The sequence below is a fragment of the Dokdonella ginsengisoli genome (assembly GCF_042652785.1).
GTDB classification, from domain to species: domain Bacteria; phylum Pseudomonadota; class Gammaproteobacteria; order Xanthomonadales; family Rhodanobacteraceae; genus Dokdonella_A; species Dokdonella_A ginsengisoli.
The window spans coordinates 58,740-77,023 of record NZ_JBHSHD010000013.1 but is presented as its reverse complement, the minus strand read 5'-3'; the positions used below and the strand labels follow the sequence as shown (position 1 = coordinate 77,023).

Below are 18,284 nucleotides of genomic sequence, written 5' to 3'. Positions count from 1 at the left end.
CTGCTAGACTGGGCCGGGGCTAGCGAGGGGTGGCCGTCAGGCGCGAACGGACATGGAAGATCCCGTCGTCACGGCAGGCGAGCCGCAATCCGCAGGGACGCCTGCGCCGCCCGCACCCAGCGAACCGGCGCCGATCGAGCATCCGTTCGAGTTCCACGGCGACGCGCGTGAGTACTTCCGCATCTGGATCGTCAATCTGGCTCTCGGCATCGTCACGCTCGGTCTCTACTCGGCCTGGGCGAAAGTGCGCAGCGAACGCTATTTCTACGGCAATACGCGCCTCGCCGGCGTGCCGTTCGAGTATCTCGCGCAGCCCTGGCCGATCCTCAAGGGCCGCCTGATCGCGGTCGCGCTGTTCGGCGGCTACGTGCTGGCGGGGCAATTCAGCGTGACGCTGCAACTCGGCCTGGCCGCGCTGATCGCCGTACTGATGCCGTGGCTCCTGGTGCGCGGAGCGGCGTTCCGAGCTCGCTACTCGTCCTGGCGCGGCTTGCGTTTCCGCTTCGTGACCGACTACCGCCAGGCCTACGTGCGCTATCTGCTGCTGTGGGCGCCGCTGGCGCTGACCCTGGGGCTGCTGTTCCCGTACGTAAAGTTCAAGCAGAAGCAATTCTTCGTCGAACGCCACCGCTACGGCGGGAGCGCGTTCGGCTTCCGCGCCACGGGCGGCGATTTCTATCCGCCATATCTGGCCGCCTGGGGCGCGTTGGTCGCATGGGCCTTCGTCTCGAGCATGCTGATCGGCGCCTTCGTCTTCGGCGTCGTCCTGCATGGGCGCGTACCCACGCCGCCGCCGGCCTGGTTCGGCTACGCGTTCGCGCTGCCGATGTACCTGGGCTATTTCGCCGTCTGGGCCTTCCTCAGTGCGGCGCTGGCGAACCTGCTCTACAACCGCGCCGAGCTCGGGCCGCACCGCTTCCGTTCCAGCCTCAAGGGCAGCCGCCTGTTCGGGCTGTACCTCGGCAACACGCTCGCGATCGTGTGCAGCGCCGGGCTGGCGATTCCGTGGGCCAAGGTCCGCCTCGCGCGCTACCGCGCGCAGAGCCTGACCCTGCTGGCCGGCGACGATCCGGCGAACCTCCACGCGGAAGCCGGCGAGGACATCGACGCCGTGGCGGCCGAGATGGACGGCCTGTTCGACATCGACATCGGCCTATGAGCGAACGCTTCGACGGCATCTATTTCGACGGCCGCAGCGGCCGCGCGCACGCGGCGGCGCTGCGCGGCCTGGGCGCCGGCCGCTACGCCCTCGAAGGCGACGGCATCGCGCGCGAAGGCTCGATCGCGGAACTGAGCATCACTCCGAAACTGGCCGGCGTCGAGCGCACGGTCGAGTTCGGCGACGGCGGCCGCCTGCTGCTGCCGGCAGCCGCGCCGATCGATGGCTGGTTCGCGCACGGCCCTGGGCTGGAGGCCCTGGTCGACCGTCTCGAGCGGCACGCGTATGCGGTCGCCGCCGCGGTGCTGATCTGCATCGCCGCCTTCGCGATCGGCGCGACCTGGGGCGTGCCCCGGCTCGCCGACCGCATCGCGACGACGATTCCTCCCGGCGCGGAGCATTCGCTCGGTGAACACACCCTGGCCCAGTTCGATCGTTTCGGACTGGCACCGAGCGGCCTGGCGCAGGACCGGCAGGACGAGCTGTACGCACGCTTCCAGAACCTGCTGCAGGGACTGGACCGCGGCGTCGCCGATCGCATCGAGTTCCGCGACGCCCCCGACATCGGTGCGAACGCGTTCGCCTTGCCCGGCGGCATTGTCGTCGTCACCGACCAACTGGTGCATCGGCTGCGCGACGATCGCGAATTCGACGCGGTAGTCGCGCACGAACTCGGCCACCAGCAGCATCGGCACGCCTTGCGGCAGGCGCTGCGCGGATCACTGATCGCGGTGGTCGCAGCGGTGTTCGCGGGCGACGTCAGTTCGGCCGGCGCGGTCGTCGTGGCGGTGCCGACGTTCCTGCTCGGCAGCCACTATTCGCGCGGCTTCGAGGCCGAAGCCGATGCGTTCGCGTTCGATCTGCTCGCGTGCCACCAGGAGTCGCCGCGCTGGTTCGCGCGGGCGATGCAGGTGCTGCGGGCGGACGGGCCGGACGACGACGATTTCGCCTATCTGTCGAGCCATCCGCCGACGGCGGAACGCATCGCGCAGGCCGAGGACGCCGCACGGCGTTTCGCGGCGTCGCATCCGCGGCTGTGTCCCGACGGAGTCTGCCCCGGCGACGCGAATGCCGCTGAGGACGAGGCGGACTGCGACGAGTGCGGCGACGAGCCGGCCGGTTCCGGCGACGCGGTCGCGCCTTCTTCCGGCGGACATCGTGGCGACGGCGGCTGATCCGGCCAGCGCGACGACCCCGACGTCACCAGCCGCAGCGCACCCGGGTGTCGCACTCTTTACAATGGCGTCCAGGGTGCGAGGGGAGGTGTCATGCGAAACGCGATGCGTCTGTTCGGATGCCTGCTGCTGGCCGCCGTCGCGCCTGCGTGGGCGCAGGTCTCGCCCGGCGAACGGCAGGCCCTGCTGGGGCTGTACGAGGCGACTGGCGGCGACGCCTGGGCCGACCATTCCGGCTGGAACGGTCCTGCGGGCACCGAGTGCAACTGGACCGGCATCCTGTGCGGGTCCGAAAGCGGCGCCGTCACGGTCACCGCGATCCAGCTGCCTTTCAACCGGCTCACCGGCTCGGTGCCGGTGCTGACGGGGCTGCCCCACCTGACCCGGCTGACCTTGTCGGGCAACCAGCTGAGCGGCAGCTTCCCGTCACTGGGCGGATTGCCGAGCCTCGAGGACCTTTACCTCAACGACAACCAGCTCGCCGGTCCGCTGCCCTCGTTCGAGGGTCTTGCGAACCTGCGCAGCCTGATTGCGGACGGAAACGGTCTGAGCGGTTCGCTCGCCGGCCTGAGCGCCCTGCGCGGCATACAGTCGATCAATCTCCACGACAACGAGTTCAGCGGCCCGCTGCCCGCGCTCGCCGGACTGGCCGAGCTCGAATACGTGAACCTCGCGGGCAACCAGCTCACCGGCACCCTTCCGGCCTTGAACGGTCTGACGCATCTGCGGCAGTTCCACGTTGCCGACAACCAGCTCAGCGGTTCGATCCCTTCGCTGGCCGGACTGGCCGAACTGCGCGATTTCGACGCGTCACGCAATCGCCTGACCGGGTCGATTCCTTCACTGGACGGCCTCGCTTTGCTGCGCGGCCTCGCTCTGGCCGACAACCAGCTCAGCGGCGGGATTCCGGCGCTCGAAGGGCACGACATCTTCCTGCAGGATGTGGACCTGCGGAACAACCAGCTGAGCGGACCGATCCCCTCGCTGCGCGGCCTGTCGGCCCTGGGCACGCTGTATCTGCAGAACAACGCGCTGACCGGCACGATTCCCTCGTTCGAGGGGCTGGGGCACCTGTACTACGTCGACCTTTCGCACAACCGCCTGCGCGGCGCCATCCCGCCGCTGGCCCCGCTTCACCAGCTGGCCTACGTGCGTCTGTCGTTCAACCGGTTGACGGGCTTCGTTCCGGAAGCCACGCCGGACCTGTACGACGATCAGTCGGAGCTGTGCCCGAACGCGCTCGCCGCGACGCCCGATCCGGCGTGGGACGCGGCGACGGGTGCCGCGCCGTGGTACCGCGACTGCGACACGGACACCGTGTTCGCGGACGGTTACGACGACGAGTTCAGAGCGCCTGTTCCAGCTCCGGCACGATCTTGAACAGGTCGCCGACCAGCCCGTAGTCGGCGATCTCGAAGATCGGCGCCTCGGCGTCCTTGTTGATCGCGACGATGGTGCCGGCGTCCTTGATGCCGGTCAGGTGCTGGATCGCGCCGCTGATGCCGATCGCGACGTACAGCTCCGGCGCAATGATCTTGCCGGTCTGGCCGACCTGCAGGTCGCTCGGCACGTAGCCGGCGTCGACCGCGGCGCGCGAGGCGCCGACCGCTGCGCCGAGCTTGTCGGCCAGCGCGTAGATCACCTTGAACGCATCGGACGAGCCGAGCGCGCGGCCGCCGGAGACGACGCGGCTGGCGCTCTGCAGGTCCGGGCGGTCGCTCTTGCCCTGCGCCAGTTCGACGAAGCGCGTGTGCGAGGGCAGGGCGACGTCGAGCGACAGCGCCTGCACCGGCGCCGCGTTGGCGCCTTCCGCCGCGGCGGCGTACGAGGCGGTGCGCACGGTGCCGACGAGGATCTGGCCGGCCGGTGCCTCGACCGTGACGATCGCGTTGCCGGCGTAGATCGGGCGCTTGAACGTGTGCGCGCCTTCCACGGCGGAAATGTCCGACACCTGCGCCACGCCGAGCAGGGCGGCCGCGCGCGGCAGCACGTCCTTGCCGAAGGTCGTCGACGGCGCCAGCACGTGCGTGTAGCCGTTCTTCGCGGCGGCGGCGATCTGCGGCGCGCAGACGGCGGCGAGCGCATGCGCGTTCTCGGCGCGCGCGACGGCGAGGACGTTGCTCACGCCGTCGATCTTCGCCGCTTCGGCGGCGATGCCGGCCGGGTCGGCGGCGAGCACCAGCACGTCGATGGAATCCGCGCCGATCTGCCCGGCGCAGGTCACGCAGCGCGCGGTGCTGGAATTGAGTTTGCCGTCGAGGTGTTCGGCGATGATGAGAATCTTGCTCATGGTTTCTACCGTCCGATTCGATGGATCCGTTCGCCTCTCCCGTCGGCGGGAGAGGCCGCGCCGCAGGCGCGGATGGGGGATGAACTTGCGAAGCGTTTCGAGGGCTTCCCCCGCCTTCGGCGAGAGAAGGCAGCGGTGTGGGTTACACCAGCCCCTTGGCCTTCAGCGCCGAAACCAGTTCCGCCACATCCTTCACCATCACGCCCTTGCTGCGCTTGGCCGGCGGTGCGTAGTGCGTGGTCTTGAGGTGGTCGCCGGATTCGACGCCGAGGCTGGCGAACTCGATCGTCTCGATCGGCTTGGCCTTCGCCTTCATGATGTCGGGCAGCTTGATGAAGCGCGGCTCGTTCAGACGCAGGTCGGTGGTGATCACTGCCGGCAGGTCGACCTCGATCGTCTCCAGGCCGGCGTCGACCTCGCGCGTGACGCGCACGGCGTTGCCGTTCACCTCGACCTTCGAGGCGAAGGTCGCCTGCGGACGGTCCCACAGCGCGGCGAGCATCTGGCCGGTCTGGTTGCAGTCGTCGTCGATCGCCTGCTTGCCGAGCAGGACGATCTGCGGCTGTTCCTTCTCGATCAGCTTGAGCAGCGCGCGCGCCGCGGTCAGCGGCTGGATCGCCTCGCCGGTGACGACGTGGATCGCGCGGTTGGCGCCCATCGCCAGGCCGTTGCGGATGTGCGCCTGCGCATCGGCCGGGCCGATCGTGGCGACGACGACTTCGCTGGCGACGCCTTTCTCGCGCAGCCGCAGCGCTTCCTCGAGCGCGATGTCGTCGAAGGGATTGGCCGACAGCTTGACGCCGTCGGTGACCACGCCGGAGCCGTCCGGCTTGACCTGGATGCGCACGTTGAAATCGACGACGCGCTTGTAGCCGACCAGGATCTTCATCGGATGTCGAACCTCGCTGGAAGCCGCGCGGCCGTGCGGCCGGCGCAAAGAACCTCGATTTTAGCGGAAACGATGCACGCGTGCGGCGACGCAGCAGGCGCGCGGGTTTTCCACAAGCGGCGTGGACAGCGCTGTGGACAAGTTCGGGATCGAATAGTGGAAACGACCGCGTGGCGCGCCTGTCAAGACGGGGTGGTCATTCCTTGACCAGCAGCGGTTTTCACGGCCGCCGAAAACCCGCTCGAGGCGCCGGCGGATCGAAGCCGTCGGCGAAGATCGCATCCGGCACGACCTCGACCGCGCCGATGTCGCAGCCCGCGCCCTGCGGGCGCGCCACGCCGCGCTGGTCGACCGTCGCGCCGCAGTCCGACGCGGCGATCGCATCGAGCGCGGCGCTGCCGGCGCCGGGCAGCATCGTCGGCGTCGGGCCGCCGTTGTCCTGCAGCGGACCGAGGTCGAGGTTCGCCGCCTCGACGAGGTTGCCGCTGCCGGTCCACGGCCCGCCCAGGTTCACGTCGTCGCCGGAGGCCTGCGCGTTGCCGGCGACGATCGAGCGCTCGATGCGGCCGTGGCCGCTGCCGTCGATGCCGCCGCCGGTCTGGCCGGCGGTGTTCTGCGACACGGTGGCGTGCACCAGGGCCAGCGTGCCGTGGCAGAGGATGCCGCCGCCGGTGCGGTAGACCGTGTTGCCGCTGATCGTGCTGTTGCCCAGGTCCAGCGTGCCGGCCAGCGCATAGATGCCGCCGCCGGAGTAGCGCGCCGCATTGGCGTGGAGGGTGCTGCCGCTCACGGTCAGCGTGCCGTTCGCGGCGTAGATGCCGCCGCCGTGGTAGTACGCCCAGTTGGCGCTGACCACGCTGTCGGTCAGCGCCTGCGTGCCGGACTCGGCGAAGATTCCGCCGCCGCGGCGCGCGGAGTTGCCGCTGATCGTGCTGCCGACCAGGCTCGACGCGGCGGAATCGGAAAGAATGCCGCCGCCGCGCATCGCGTAATTGCCGTCGACCGTGCTGCCGGTCAGGGTCAGCGTGCCGGAGCCTGCGTGGATGCCGCCGCCGCGGTAGGCCGAGTTGCCGTGGACGCGGCTGTCGGTCACGGTCAGCGCGCCGGAACCCGAATGGATGCCGCCGCCGAGCGCGTTGGCCGAGTTGCCGCTGATCGTGCTCGCGACCAGCACCAGGTCCGCGCTCGGCACGCACACGCCGCCGCCATGCGGGCCGCCGTCGCAGGCCGCATCCGTCGCGTTGCCGTTGCGCAGGGCCAGCCCCTTCAGCATCAGCGCGCCGCCGGCCGCGGCGTCGTCGCGCAGGATCCCGAACGTCGCGGCGGCGTCCGCCGCGCGCGCGATCGTCACGCCGTCGGCGTACTGGCCGGCGCCGCTGCCGCGCCATTCGCCTGCGTCGATCGTCAGCCGCGCTGCGCTGACCACCAGCGTGCCGCCGGTGAGCGTGTCGCCGTCCGGATCGCGCAGGGTCACCGTACCCGGCGTCTGCGCAGCGGCGACGGCGGAGGCGGCGAACGTGATCGTGTCGTCCGTGCCGAACGCGATGTCCGGCGCGGAATGCGTGCAGCCGCCCGCGAGGGCCGCGGCATTCATCGACGCGATCGCCTGGCGCAGCGTGCAGGTGGCGGTGACGTCGGGGCCGCTGCCGTCGTCGGGCGTGGTGACGCGGATCGTCGCCGCGCCCGACGGCACCGGCGCGAGCGCGATCATCAGCGCCGCGGCGAGCGAACGCTGCAGCGGAGCACTGCGCCGGCGTGACAGCGCGCGTGCGGGCGGCGGGAGGCGGGTCGAAGGCACGGCAATTCCCCTGGCTGGCGATGGCGAACCGGCACGGGCATCGCCGCGCGGCCGGATCCGGTATCCGCTCCTACGCAAGAGCGCGCCGGAAAACCTCATCGCTGCGCGAATGTCCGTCGGCGCGGCCGGCGCGGGTTTTTCCACAGTGCGCGTGGATGGCCCTGTGGAGAACCTCTGGAACAAGTGGCTGAAACGTCCGTGTCATGCGGCTGTCAAGTCGTATGGTCATTTCTTGACCAGCGAGCCTTGCCGCTGCGTGGCGACGCCGAGGGCCGCGTCGCGCGAGACGAACCTCAGCGCGTGCGCGCGAGGATCGCCTGGGCGAAGCGCTCGGCCGAGCCCGGCGCGTGGGCGAAGAACAGCGAAGGCTCGGCCAGCTCGAGTTCGAGCAGGCGCGGCGCGCCGTCGTCGTCGCGGATCAGGTCCACGCGCGCGTACAGCAGGGTGCCGGCGTCGCGTTGCGCGATCGCGGCGAGCGCGCGCTGCGCCAGCGCGCGTTCTTCCGCGTCCGGCACGCGCGGGGTGATCTGCTCGGCGGCGAACAGCGCCGCGGTCGGGCCGTCGCCGCGACGCAGCAGCGGCCCCTTGCGGATCGCGTGGCTGAAGACGCCGTCGAAATGGATCAGCGCGGTTTCGCCGTGCTCGTCGACGCGGTCCAGATACGGCTGCAGCAGCACGCTGCGGCCGGCGTCGAGCAGGCGCGCGGCGTGCGCCGTCGCATCGGTGCGCTCCTCGCGGCCGTATCGCTGCGCGTCGCGCGAACCGGCGCCGACCGCCGGCTTGACGACGAACTCGCGCGCCTGCGTCGAGAGGAACGCATCGAGCGCCGCATCGGGCGCGTCGCCGGGTTCGACGAAGCGGCTCGGCACGATCGCCACGCCCGCGCGCTCCAGTTCGGCGAGGTAGTGCTTGTCGGTGTTCCAGCGCAGCACGTCGGGCGGATTGAGCAGCCGCGTCCGCGCCGCCGCGCGCTCGGCCCAGGCGAGGAACTCGGGCAGGCGTTCGGCGTAGTCCCAGGTCGAGCGCAGCAGGGCGAGGTCGTAGCGCGACCAGTCGACGGCGTCGTCGTCCCAGTCAGCGACGTCGGCCTCGGCGCCGGTCGCGCGCAGCGCGTCGAGCAGCGGAGCGAGGTCTTCGTCGAGCGCGCGCGCGGCGGCGACGCTGACCAGGGCGATGCGGGCAGGTTTCATGCGCTCGTGTCTCCGGGCGGTCCAGGCGAACGCACAAGCATGGCACGAACGTGGCGGCCGTTGACGTGCGCGACCGGCTGTGATGCAGTTCAAATGGCTAAAAATGGACCGGCGCGCCGAGGCGCCGGACAGGGGCGGGCGCCGAGGCGCCCAGGGGAGTTCGCGAAGTTCGACACACGGCCGCACGGCCGTGGCGGCGTTCGCGCTCGACCCAGCGACAGGGGGACATCGATGAAAGGCAACGCATCTGCGCCGGGCGCGGCGCGACGCTGCGCGTGCGTCGCGGCGCTCGCGTTCTGCGCCGTCGTGGCGCCCGCCGCGGCGGGCGAGGACTACGCCATCACCCGCAGCGTCGTGGCCAGCGGCGGAGGCGTCGTCTCGGCGTCCTGCTACACGCTGGCCTCCACGCTCGGCCAGCCGGTCGCCGGCACCGGCACGGCCAAAGGCGGCAGCAAGCAGTACCGACTGACGGCCGGCTTCCTCGCCGGGCAGTCGCCGCTCGGCGAGCGCCTGTTCCACAACGGATTCGAACCGAACACAGGGGGCTGCACACCATGAAATTCGCACGCAGGGCATTGGCGGCCGCACTGGCCGTCTCGGCGGTCACGGCGGTCTCGGCGCAGGCCGCGCCGGAAGCGGCGCAGCTGCCGGACTTTCTCTACCAGGGCCGGCTGGAGCAGGACGGCACCGCCGCCAACGGCAGCTACGATCTGGAATTCTCGCTGTGGGACGCACAGAGCGGCGGCAGCCAGGTCGGCATGGCGATCTCCGAACCGGGCTTTCCGGTGCAAAACGGATTGTTCAGCCTCAACCTCGCGTTTCCCGGCGCCTTCGTCGGCAACCAGACCTATCTGCAGGTGAAGGTCAACGGCGTCGCGCTGCCGCGTCAGCCGATCGCGACCGCGCCGGTCGCGCAGTACGCGCTGAGCGGCAATGCCGGCGCGACCGGAGCTACCGGAGCGACGGGTGCCACCGGCCCGACCGGCGCGCAGGGACCGACCGGTCCGACCGGCGTCACCGGAGCGATCGGTCCGACCGGCCCGACCGGCCCGACGGGCGCCACCGGCGTCACCGGCCCGACCGGCGCGGACGGCGTCGCCGGCGCCACCGGAGCGCCAGGCCCGATCGGCGTGACGGGCGCGATCGGTCCGACCGGCCCTACCGGAATGACCGGTCCGACCGGCGCGACCGGCCTTACCGGTGCGACCGGCCCGACCGGCGCGGATGGCGTTGCCGGTCCCACCGGCGCGCAGGGCCCGATCGGTCCGACCGGTGTGCAGGGGCCGATCGGCGTGCAGGGTCCGATCGGACCGACCGGCGCGACGGGCGTCACGGGAGCGACCGGTGCGACCGGCGTCACCGGCAGCACCGGCGCGACGGGTCCGACGGGAGCGACCGGCGCCACCGGCGCCACCGGAGCCACTGGCGCGACCGGCGCCGCCGGCAGCGCCAGGTTCGTCGCGCGCATCAACGGCACGCTCACCACCGCACTGCCGCGACCGCTGCATGCGGTGACGACCGGCGGCTACGGCACCAATGTCGAGTTCGTCTCGACGCAGGGATATTTCATCGCGATCTCGCAGGACGGCCTCGGCGCCGGCTCGACGACTGCCAGCTACGTCAGTACCGACTGCAGCGGTCCGGCGCTGATCTTCACCGGCAACGTGCGCCCCGGCATGGTGACCGGGCAGGGCAACGTGCGCGCGCTGTACTACGTGCCCAAGACCAGTCCGGTGGTGTTGACCGATCCGACGCGCAACAGCCGTTCCACCGGCTCGGCCTCGTGCGAGGCGAACGTGTCGGCGATGACCGGCAAGTACTACAGCGCGCCGCCCAACGCACCGGCGGTCACCGGCATCGATCCGCTGCCGTCGCCGGCGATGGTCGGCATCGACTACGTGCCCTGAGCCGCGCCGCGCTCCTTCCGGCGTGTGGACCGGAAGGAGCGTTCGCGGCACGCGGGCTGGCGACGGCCGATTCCGCCGCGGCATACTCGTGTCGTTCGCGCGGCGCAGCCTGCGCCGTCGCGCATGCAGGAGGGCGCGTGAGGAATTTCTTCGTGCCAAAGTGGTGTCTGCTGCCGGCATTCGTGCTGGCGCTGGCGGCGTTTCCGGCCGCGGCGGAGTCGAAGCGGACGCTGCTGTTCGAAGGCGCGGTGTATCCGTGGAAGATCGCCTATGTGCGCGAGCGCCGGCCGTGGGTGCGCGAGGAGCACTACTACGCGGTCGAGCACGACGGCCGTCCGCTGGTGCTGCCCAGGGCGCTGTTCGGCGCCGTGCGCGACGTCGACCGCTTCCTCGCCGCGTCCGGTTTCGACAGCGGCGCGACGAACGCCGACAGCGTGCTGCTGGTGTTCGAAGTGGCGCGGAGCAAGCCCGACGGCTTCGAGCGGCGTGAACTCGTCGCCGCCCTCGCGCGTTCGCAGGGCGCTGCGGGTTCGGCGATCGGCCTGTACACGCTGCAGGGCGAACCGATCGGCGAGATCGAGCCGGAGGCCGCGCCGTGACCGCGACTCGCCCGTCGCGCGTCGCGTCGGTGGCGCGAGCCTTGGCGGTGACGGCGATCATCGGTCTCGGCGGCTGCGCCGATCCATGCGGCAACGAGGTCGTGGCGAGCGTCGCCTCGCCGTCCGGCGCGATGCGGGCGGTCGTGTTCACGCGTGACTGCGGCGCGACGACGGGATTCAGCACGCAGCTGTCGATCGTGCCAGCCGCTGATGCGGCGCCGACGGGAGCCGGCAACGCGCTGATCCTCGGCGACCAGGTGGCGCTGACCGTGCAGTGGCGCTCGGACACCGAACTGGTCGTGAAAGGCATCGGCTCGGCGCAGGTGTTCCGGCACGAGCCCACGGTCGCCGGCGTGCGCGTCCTCGAAGAACGCTGAGGCGAGCGGCGTCGCCGGCGCATCCGCTATGCCATGATGCCCGACTTCGCCCGCCGCCGGCGCCGTCCCGTTCGATGTCCAAGACCGTCTACCGTTTCCGCAGCTACCGGCTCGATCCCAGGCAGCGCGAACTGTGGCGCGACGAGCAGCTGATCGCCCTGCCGCTGAAGTCGTTCGACTGTCTGGTCTACCTGGTCGAGCATCGCGATCGCGCGGTCGGCCGCGACGAGCTGATCGCGGCGGTGTGGGGCAGGGCCGACATTAACGATCACACGCTGGCGCAGACGCTGTCGCGCGCGCGGCAGGCCGTGCGCGACGGCGACGGCGAGACGATCCGCACGATGCCGCGCTTCGGCTATCGCTGGGTGGTGCCGACCGAGCGCGTGGAGCTGGCGGAAGAGACGCACGGCATCGGCGAGATGCCGACGTCGTCGGCCGCCAGCGTGCCGGCATCCGAACCGCTCGCAACGCCCGCCGCCGCGGCGCCGGCACGTCGCCGGTTGCCGCTCGCCGCGATCGGCCTGGCCGCTCTCGTGGTGAGCGGGAGTGTCCTCTACCTCGCCGCGTTCCGTGCCTCCGGACCGTCTCCCGCGCCGGCGCCCGCCGTTCCGGCGTCGCCGCCGCCGGCCGGCGTCGAGGGGACCTACCTCGTACTGCCGGTGCGGGTCGAGGCGGATCCAGCGGACGTCGCCTGGATGCGGCTGGGCGTCATGGACTACATCGGCGTCGCGTTGCGCGAGGGCGGCGAACGCCGCGTGCTGCCGAACGACCAGATCCTCAGCCTGACCGCCGATGCGAAGCCGAGCGGTCAGATGGAGAACGCCGAACTGTCGCGCCTGCTCGCACTGACCGGCGCCACGCACGCGGTGCAGGCGCATGCGCGCAGGACCGATGCGGGCTGGCGCGTCGCGCTCGACGTGTTCCACGGCCAGACCCTGCGCAGCTACTCGGGCACCGCGCCGGCGCCGCTGGACGCCGTGCGTGCCGCACTCGAACCGATGCTGCGCGAACTGCGTCCGGCCGGGCGTCTGGCGCCGCCGTCTTCGCACGAGGAAGTCCTGCAGCGCATTGACGCCGCGCTGCTCAGCGGCGACCTCGCGCAGGCGCAGCAGCTGCTCGGCGCGAATGCGACGCTGGCCGCCGAGGACGCCCGCTTCCGCCTGCGTGCGGGCCAGGTCGCATTGCGCCGCGGCCGCCTGGACGAGGCACGGCGGACGTTCCGCGCCCTGATCGACGACGCCGCGCCGGCCGCGCGCGAGCTGTCGCCGCAGGCCTGGCTCGGCCTGGCCGGCGCCGAGTTGCAGCGTCCCGACTTCGCCGCCGCCGAGACGGCCTACAGCGAAGCGATCACGCGCTTGCAGGAGAGCGGCAACCAGCAGCTGCTCGGCAACGCCTACGCCGGCCGCGGCGCCAGCTACGCCAACCGCGAGCGCTTCGAGGAAGCGATGGCGGACTTCGGTCACGCGCGCGTCGCGCTCGAGCGCGCCGAAGATCGCATCGGCATCGCCAAGCTCGAGATCAACATCGCCGCGGCCGACGCGTACCGCGGCCGCCTGGCGCCGGCTCTGGAAGCACAGGAGCGGTCGATTCGCGTGCTGACCGCATTCGGCGCGGGCGAGATGCTCCTCACCGCCCTGCACAACAAGATCTACGTGCAGTTCGGCCTGCTCGATTTCCCCGGCGCGCTGGAAACCAGCCGGCAGGCTCTGGAGCTGGTGCAGTCGGTCGACAACGAACGGCTGAAGACGCGCATCGCCGCGGCGCACACGCGCGCGCTGCTCAATGTCGGGCGGCTGGGCGAGGCCGGCCGCGTGATCGATCGCTACGACGGCCCCGCCGCCGCCGCGGTCGACCCGGAATTCGTGATGCTGCGGCTGGAATGGCTGCGCCAGCGCGGCGAATACGCACGGGTGGCGGACCTGGCGATGGACTCGATGCAGCGTGCCGCCGCCAGCGAAGGCTTCGCCAGCCAGCTGGCGTTGTCGTGGAGCGGCTTCATCGGCGTCGATGCCGCCTTGCGCGTGCAGCGCCTCGAACTGGCCGCGCAGCTGATCGAGCGGCGCACGCGCCTGTCCGTCGAGCCGCTGCAGGGCGAAGCGTCGACCCTGCTCGATTTCAGCCGCGCCCAGCTGCTGCAGGCGCGCGGTCGCTACGACGAGGCACGCGCCTTGTTTTCGTCCTCGCTGGCGGCGGCGGAGAAGGTCGGCGAGCCGAGCACGATCGTCGCCTTCGCCTCGATCTGGCTGCACCATCTGATCGAGCGGCGCGAGTTCGATGCGGCGGTTCCGATCGCCGGACGCCTGACGCCGTACGCCGAGAAGGACTACTTCGCGGCGCGCGCGCTCAGCGCGTACTACCGGGCCTCAGGTCAGGGCGCGCTGGCGGATGCGGCCCAGGCGAAGCGGCGTGCCCTTGCCGGCGAGCGTGATCTGCAGCTGTCGCCCTGAACGCCGCCTGCGGATGCGACGCGGGATCGCAGGACGCGCCGCCGAGATCGACAATGAAGGAATCGAGACGGTCGCCGTCGCGCCTGCCCCAGCCGCCCACGCGCCTGCCGTCGGCACTGACGGCGGTCAACGCGAGCGGGCGCCAGTCCGGCGGCAATGCCGCGGCGTGCCGGGCCAGCCAGTCGCGCAGGGAAACGAAACCTTCCGCCTGGAGCCACAGCCATGCCTCGCGCTCGTCGCCGCTGCCGCGCTCGCCGGCCAGCACGCGGCCGTCGTCGCTGCCGGCGCGCAGACGCACGGGCGGGTCCCGGCCCAGGCGGCGGATGCCGGCGTCGCGATGGACGAGGTAGCTGCCGTTCGCCGCGATCCAGCCGACCAGGGTTTCGGCGTCGCGGCTGGCGCCGAGGATTTCGCCGGGCTCGGTGTCGGACGCGTCCGCCAGCAGCCGGCCGTCGCGCCAATGCAGCGGCCGCACGCGGTCGCCGATCCGCTCCCAGCCGCCGATGCGGCGGCCGTCGGGACTGATCGCGATCGCCCGAGTTTCCTCCGCCCGAACCGGATCGAGCGCGCGCATGCCGGTCGTGTCGCTCCAGTCGAACGCGATGCGCAGGCGGTCGTTGCGGCGTGCGCTGCCGACGACGTGCGGTGCGTCGGTGATCGCATGCGCCTGGCTGACGGCGCCGATCGTCGCCAGCCCCGGCATCGCGGCGAGGCGATGCAGCGTGCCGGCGCCGTCCCAGTAGCTGGCGACCTCGCGCTGCATCGCATCGAGCGTCGAGCCGGCGGCATAGTCGCCGCTGGGCGACAGGGCGTGCACGGTGATCGCGGCGTCGAGCGATTCGGCGCCGTGCGCGGCGGACCAGCGGAAGCCGCTCGGGCGGGCGCCCAGTACCCCGCCGGCGGCGACGCAGCCGTCGGCGGACAACGCCGCGAGCTGGCTGCCGGGCAGATCCAGCGCCAGGAAGGCGGCCGATGTTGCTGGTCGCGGCATCAGCGCGGCGGCCAGCAGGAAGATTCCGAACGAGACGGATTTCATCGCAGCCCGGGGAAAAGGGTGCGGCGCGGCGGCCGTCGCACGGAGGCCGCCGCGCCGCAACCGCGTCAGGGAGCGGCGGGATCGAAGCCGTCGCCGAAGATGCGGTCGTCGCCGGCCACGACCAGTTCCACCGCGGCGCTCAACAGCGGCTGCGCCGGGTCGTTGCTGCCGAAGCACAGGTTCGCCCCGTGGACGCCGTCGGCGAGTCCGGCGGAGTCGACCTCGATCGCCAGCGTCTGCGCGCCGCCGGGGGCGACGCTGCCGCTGCTGTCGGCGACCGACAGCCAGCCCGGCAGCACGCAGTCGAGGCGGCTTTCGATCTTGAGGAGGCGGCCCGGCTCGTTCGTGCCGGGGTAGCGCACGCCGCCGAAGTAGGCGTAGCGGCCGGCGGGGTCCATCACCGCCGAATACAAGCCGCCCTCGGTGACGCCGAGCAGGACCGATCCGGTGCGGTAGAAGTCCTGCAGATCGACCTCGACCATGCGCGTGGCCGAGCCCCAGGTATTGCCGAGCAGGGCATAGCGGCCGAGCGGATCGATCACCGCGGCGGTGATGCCGCCTTCGTAGTTGCTCACCTCCAGATCGATCGAGCTGACGAGGCGGAACTCGGCCAGGTCGAGCTTGATGAAATGCGCCGCGCCCAGGAATGGCGGCTCGGTGCCGAAGTAGGCGAAGCGGCCGGCGCCGTCGATCATCGCCGTGCTGATGCCCTGGTCCTCGCTCAGGACGATCGAGTCGACGCGCTGGAACGTGGCCAGGTCGACCTTGACCGCCTTGCCGACCAGCGGACCGGTGCCGAAATAGGCGTAGGCGCCGGCGGTGTCGATCGCCGCCGAGATCAGGAAGCCTTCCTCTTCGCCGGCGGAGAAATCGATCGCGCCGGCGCGCGTGAAGTTCGCCAGGTCGATCTTCACGACGCGGCCGACCTCGGTGCGCGTGCCGAAGTAGGCGTAGGCGCCGGCGGGGTCGATCACCGCGGAGCTGAGCCGGTCCTCGCCGGCCTGCAGGGTGAGTGCAGCCACGCGCTGGAAACTGTTCAGGTCGATCCGGATGACCTTGCCCGGGTCGGTGAACGTGCCGAAATAGGCGTAGCGGCCGGCGGCGTCGATGACGGCGGAGCGGAGCATGTCCTCGCCCGCCGGCAGCGTGATCGCGGCGACGGTCTCGAAGCTCGTCAGGTCGATCTTGAGAACGCGGGCGGGTATCGAATTGGTGCCGAAGTAGGCGTAGCGCCCGGCCGGGTCCATCACGGCGGCGGTGGGCAGGGCGGCGTTTTCCAGGAGCAGGGAATCCTTCAGGTACGGTGCGAAGCTCCCGCTCAGCACGGTCCAGTCCAGCGTGCCGGCGCCGTCGTTGCGCAGCGCCAGGTCCCAGCTGCCGCTCTGATCCGGCGGCAGGGTCATCGACAGGCTGCCCGGATCGACGGTGAACGCCGGTACCGGCTCGCTCACCCGCAGGTCGACGGCGACGCTGCGGGTCTGCGCGTCGGCGCCGCTGCCGGTGTCCACGCACAGCAGCCAGGCGTAGGAGCCCGCCGCCAGCGCGGTGATGTCGACCGTCACGCCGACCGCCGTGGTGCCGCCGGGGGCGATGCTGCCGCCGGCCGGCGAGGCGCCGAGCCAGGAGGCCGCCGCGGGCGTGCCGCAGCCTTGCGCCGGATCGGCCTGCGTGACGGCCCAGGCGAGATCGCCGCTGCCGTGATTGGCGATCGACAGCGTGTCGCTGCCGGTGCCGCCGCGCACCACGTCGAAGGACAGCCGCGCCGGCGCGACGTCGGCCACCCGCACCTCGGCGGTCAGCGGCACGGCCACCCGCGGCGTCGCCGGATCGTTGCTCTGCAGGCACAGCGCGGCCTGGTGGCGACCGACGCCGAGCCCGCCGGCGTCGAAGCCGACGTCCACGGTCTGGCTCGATCCGGCAGCGACCGAGCCGCTGCCCGGCGTGGCGCCGGCCCAGTCCGGCAGCGCGCAGTCGTAGGCGACGTCGACGAGCCTGACCACCTTGCCGGGGAACGTCGCGGTGGAGACGTAGAGAGTGCCGCCGGAGGGATCGAGCATCGTGGCGCGCACGTCGTCTTCGCCTTCGTCCAGCGTGATCGCATCGACGCGCGTGAAGTTCGCCAGGTCGACCTTGATCACGCGGCCGGGAGTCGTCTGTTGCGTGCCGAAATAGGCGATGGTTCCGTCGGCGGACATCGCCGCGCTCAGCGGCCGCGCCTCGCCCGGCCCCAGCGTCAGGGTATCGACGATGCTGAAGCTGGCCAGGTCGATCTTCAGGATCTGGCCGGGATCGGAATAGGTGCCGAAATAGATGAACTGTCCGGCCGGGTCGATCAGCGCCGGCGAGAAGAACGTGCCGATGCCGGTGTCCAGCCGCTCGCTCAGGGTGAAGCTGGCCAGATCGATCTTCACGACGGTACCGAAACCGGCGGCGAAGTAGCCGAACTGGCCCGCCGGGTCGACCGCGGCTCCGCCGGCGAGGCCTTCGGTGCCTTCCTCCAGATCGACGGAGCCCACGCGCTGCATCGTTTCCAGATCCACCTTGACGATGCGGACCGGGGACGAGTCCGCGCCGAAGTAGCCGAAGCGGCCGGTCGGGTCGATCGCGGCCGAGCGCAGCACGTCCTCGCCGAATTCCAGCGTGACGGAGCCGACGCGCTCGAAGCGCTCCAGGTCGATCTTGACCACCCGGCCCGGATAGGTGCCGGTGCCGAAATAGGCGTAGCGGCCGGCCGGGTCCATGATGGCGGTGAACAGGAAACGCTCGGCGTCTTCACCCGCGCCGTCGAGCAGGGTGATCGCGTCGACGCGCTCCCAGGTGCGCAGGTCGACCTTGACGATCTGGCCCGGCGGCGAACTGGTGCCGAAATAGGCGTAGTGGCCGGTCGGGTCGATCACGGCGGAGACCGGGAAGTACTCGCCCGCATCGAAACTCAGCGCCGCTTCGCGGCGGAAGTCCTGCACGGTCGTGCTCTGGTCCAGCACGCTCCAGTCCAGCGCGTCGCTGCCCCGATTGCGGATCGTCAGCGTCTGCGTCGCGGTCTCTCCCGGCGCCAGCGTGGCCGACAGTGCGGCCGGATCGACGGCGATCACCGGCGCGGCGGCGGCGGTCGCGGCGGCGAGAAGAAGGCCGCCCAGGGCGACGAGCCGTTTCGCGGCACGCCGCCACGACCGTTGCGCCGGGCGGAAGGATTCCCGCGGCGGCCAGATCGGCGCCCCGGCGGTGGATGTGGTGATCGGCATGATGCGGTTTCCCCTCTGCGAGTCAGGATGACGGGATGCCCGCCCGGCCGCGAGTCGTTTCGGCGGCGGGGCGAACTTCCGTCCCTTCACGCTATGACGGGACGTGCTCGATCGCGTCAGGCAAGCCTCAAACGCGCCGCGGAAGACGTCAAACAAGCATCAAAAACGTGCAGTG

The 18,284-nt window shown here is 71.3% G+C and carries 14 protein-coding genes; 8 read left to right on the top strand and 6 right to left on the bottom strand.

Annotated features, from left to right (window positions below):
* The first annotated feature begins 52 nt into the window (after positions 1 to 52).
* The 3 genes from ACFO6Q_RS16990 to ACFO6Q_RS16980 all read left to right on the top strand — a co-directional run bounded on the left by ACFO6Q_RS16990 (position 53) and on the right by ACFO6Q_RS16980 (position 3,714).
* Complete coding sequence (locus tag ACFO6Q_RS16990; RefSeq protein ID WP_380022308.1) at positions 53 to 1,159, top strand: YjgN family protein; 1,107 nt, start codon at positions 53 to 55, stop codon at positions 1,157 to 1,159.
* Positions 1,156 to 2,334 carry a M48 family metallopeptidase gene (locus tag ACFO6Q_RS16985; protein ID WP_380022307.1) on the top strand — a complete coding sequence of 393 codons (1,179 nt, stop codon included), beginning with the start codon at positions 1,156 to 1,158 and terminating at the stop codon, positions 2,332 to 2,334. The genes ACFO6Q_RS16990 and ACFO6Q_RS16985 overlap by 4 nt, the downstream gene beginning before the upstream one ends.
* A gap of 105 nt (positions 2,335 to 2,439) precedes the next feature.
* The gene (locus ACFO6Q_RS16980; protein WP_380022306.1) at positions 2,440 to 3,714 is read left to right on the top strand and encodes a leucine-rich repeat domain-containing protein; all 1,275 of its coding nucleotides are present in this window, start codon (positions 2,440 to 2,442) and stop codon (positions 3,712 to 3,714) included.
* On the opposite strand, the gene ACFO6Q_RS16975 is transcribed toward ACFO6Q_RS16980, so the two are convergent.
* The 4 genes from ACFO6Q_RS16975 to ACFO6Q_RS16960 form a co-directional block, all read right to left on the bottom strand.
* On the bottom strand, positions 3,680 to 4,624 hold the full coding sequence (locus ACFO6Q_RS16975; protein ID WP_380022305.1) for an electron transfer flavoprotein subunit alpha/FixB family protein: 945 nt from the start codon (positions 4,622 to 4,624) through the stop codon (positions 3,680 to 3,682). The genes ACFO6Q_RS16980 and ACFO6Q_RS16975 overlap by 35 nt on opposite strands.
* Positions 4,625 to 4,766: 142 nt before the next feature.
* Positions 4,767 to 5,513, bottom strand: coding sequence for an electron transfer flavoprotein subunit beta/FixA family protein (locus ACFO6Q_RS16970; RefSeq protein ID WP_380022304.1), 747 nt, complete (start codon positions 5,511 to 5,513; stop codon positions 4,767 to 4,769).
* Between the two features lie 220 nt (positions 5,514 to 5,733).
* Positions 5,734 to 7,311 (bottom strand): choice-of-anchor Q domain-containing protein, encoded by a 1,578-nt coding sequence (locus ACFO6Q_RS16965; RefSeq protein ID WP_380022303.1) that lies wholly within the window; start codon positions 7,309 to 7,311, stop codon positions 5,734 to 5,736.
* Positions 7,312 to 7,604: 293 nt separating this feature from the next.
* Entirely contained in the window at positions 7,605 to 8,501 is an 897-nt protein-coding gene (locus ACFO6Q_RS16960) for an ATP-grasp domain-containing protein (RefSeq protein ID WP_380022302.1), read from the bottom strand.
* A gap of 231 nt (positions 8,502 to 8,732) precedes the next feature.
* Here ACFO6Q_RS16960 and ACFO6Q_RS16955 point away from each other — a divergent pair, with 231 nt between their 5' ends.
* From ACFO6Q_RS16955 to ACFO6Q_RS16935, 5 genes are all read left to right on the top strand, one after another.
* A complete protein-coding gene (locus ACFO6Q_RS16955) occupies positions 8,733 to 9,059 on the top strand; it encodes a hypothetical protein (RefSeq protein WP_380022301.1) in 327 nt (108 codons plus the stop codon).
* Positions 9,056 to 10,408: a collagen-like domain-containing protein gene (locus tag ACFO6Q_RS16950; protein WP_380022300.1), complete on the top strand. Its 1,353-nt coding sequence runs from the start codon at positions 9,056 to 9,058 to the stop codon at positions 10,406 to 10,408. Before ACFO6Q_RS16955 ends, ACFO6Q_RS16950 begins: the two co-directional genes overlap by 4 nt.
* A 152-nt stretch (positions 10,409 to 10,560) precedes the next feature.
* A complete protein-coding gene (locus tag ACFO6Q_RS16945) occupies positions 10,561 to 11,007 on the top strand; it encodes a hypothetical protein (RefSeq protein WP_380022299.1) in 447 nt (148 codons plus the stop codon).
* Positions 11,004 to 11,384, top strand: a complete 381-nt coding sequence (locus ACFO6Q_RS16940) for a hypothetical protein (RefSeq protein WP_380022298.1) — start codon at positions 11,004 to 11,006, stop codon at positions 11,382 to 11,384. Before ACFO6Q_RS16945 ends, ACFO6Q_RS16940 begins: the two co-directional genes overlap by 4 nt.
* A 74-nt stretch (positions 11,385 to 11,458) precedes the next feature.
* Positions 11,459 to 13,831, top strand: a complete 2,373-nt coding sequence (locus ACFO6Q_RS16935) for a winged helix-turn-helix domain-containing protein (protein WP_380022297.1) — start codon at positions 11,459 to 11,461, stop codon at positions 13,829 to 13,831.
* Here the strand turns inward: ACFO6Q_RS16935 and ACFO6Q_RS16930 are convergent.
* Both ACFO6Q_RS16930 and ACFO6Q_RS16925 read right to left on the bottom strand, forming a co-directional pair.
* Positions 13,728 to 14,867 (bottom strand): hypothetical protein, encoded by a 1,140-nt coding sequence (locus tag ACFO6Q_RS16930; RefSeq protein ID WP_380022296.1) that lies wholly within the window; start codon positions 14,865 to 14,867, stop codon positions 13,728 to 13,730. The two genes, ACFO6Q_RS16935 and ACFO6Q_RS16930, sit on opposite strands and share 104 nt — an antisense overlap.
* Positions 14,868 to 14,932: 65 nt before the next feature.
* A complete protein-coding gene (locus ACFO6Q_RS16925; protein ID WP_380022295.1) occupies positions 14,933 to 18,109 on the bottom strand; it encodes a BACON domain-containing protein in 3,177 nt (1,058 codons plus the stop codon).
* Between the last annotated feature and the right edge of the window lie 175 nt (positions 18,110 to 18,284).

Coding starts and splice junctions, on each gene's coding strand:
- ACFO6Q_RS16960 (WP_380022302.1), bottom strand. CDS start 8,501: ATGAAACCTGCCCGCATCGCCCTGGTCAGCGTCGCCGCCGCGCGCGCG.
- ACFO6Q_RS16975 (WP_380022305.1), bottom strand. CDS start 4,624: ATGAGCAAGATTCTCATCATCGCCGAACACCTCGACGGCAAACTCAAT.
- ACFO6Q_RS16980 (WP_380022306.1), top strand. CDS start 2,440: ATGCGTCTGTTCGGATGCCTGCTGCTGGCCGCCGTCGCGCCTGCGTGG.
- ACFO6Q_RS16925 (WP_380022295.1), bottom strand. CDS start 18,109: ATGCCGATCACCACATCCACCGCCGGGGCGCCGATCTGGCCGCCGCGG.
- ACFO6Q_RS16950 (WP_380022300.1), top strand. CDS start 9,056: ATGAAATTCGCACGCAGGGCATTGGCGGCCGCACTGGCCGTCTCGGCG.
- ACFO6Q_RS16935 (WP_380022297.1), top strand. CDS start 11,459: ATGTCCAAGACCGTCTACCGTTTCCGCAGCTACCGGCTCGATCCCAGG.
- ACFO6Q_RS16985 (WP_380022307.1), top strand. CDS start 1,156: ATGAGCGAACGCTTCGACGGCATCTATTTCGACGGCCGCAGCGGCCGC.
- ACFO6Q_RS16955 (WP_380022301.1), top strand. CDS start 8,733: ATGAAAGGCAACGCATCTGCGCCGGGCGCGGCGCGACGCTGCGCGTGC.
- ACFO6Q_RS16970 (WP_380022304.1), bottom strand. CDS start 5,513: ATGAAGATCCTGGTCGGCTACAAGCGCGTCGTCGATTTCAACGTGCGC.
- ACFO6Q_RS16990 (WP_380022308.1), top strand. CDS start 53: ATGGAAGATCCCGTCGTCACGGCAGGCGAGCCGCAATCCGCAGGGACG.
- ACFO6Q_RS16930 (WP_380022296.1), bottom strand. CDS start 14,867: ATGAAATCCGTCTCGTTCGGAATCTTCCTGCTGGCCGCCGCGCTGATG.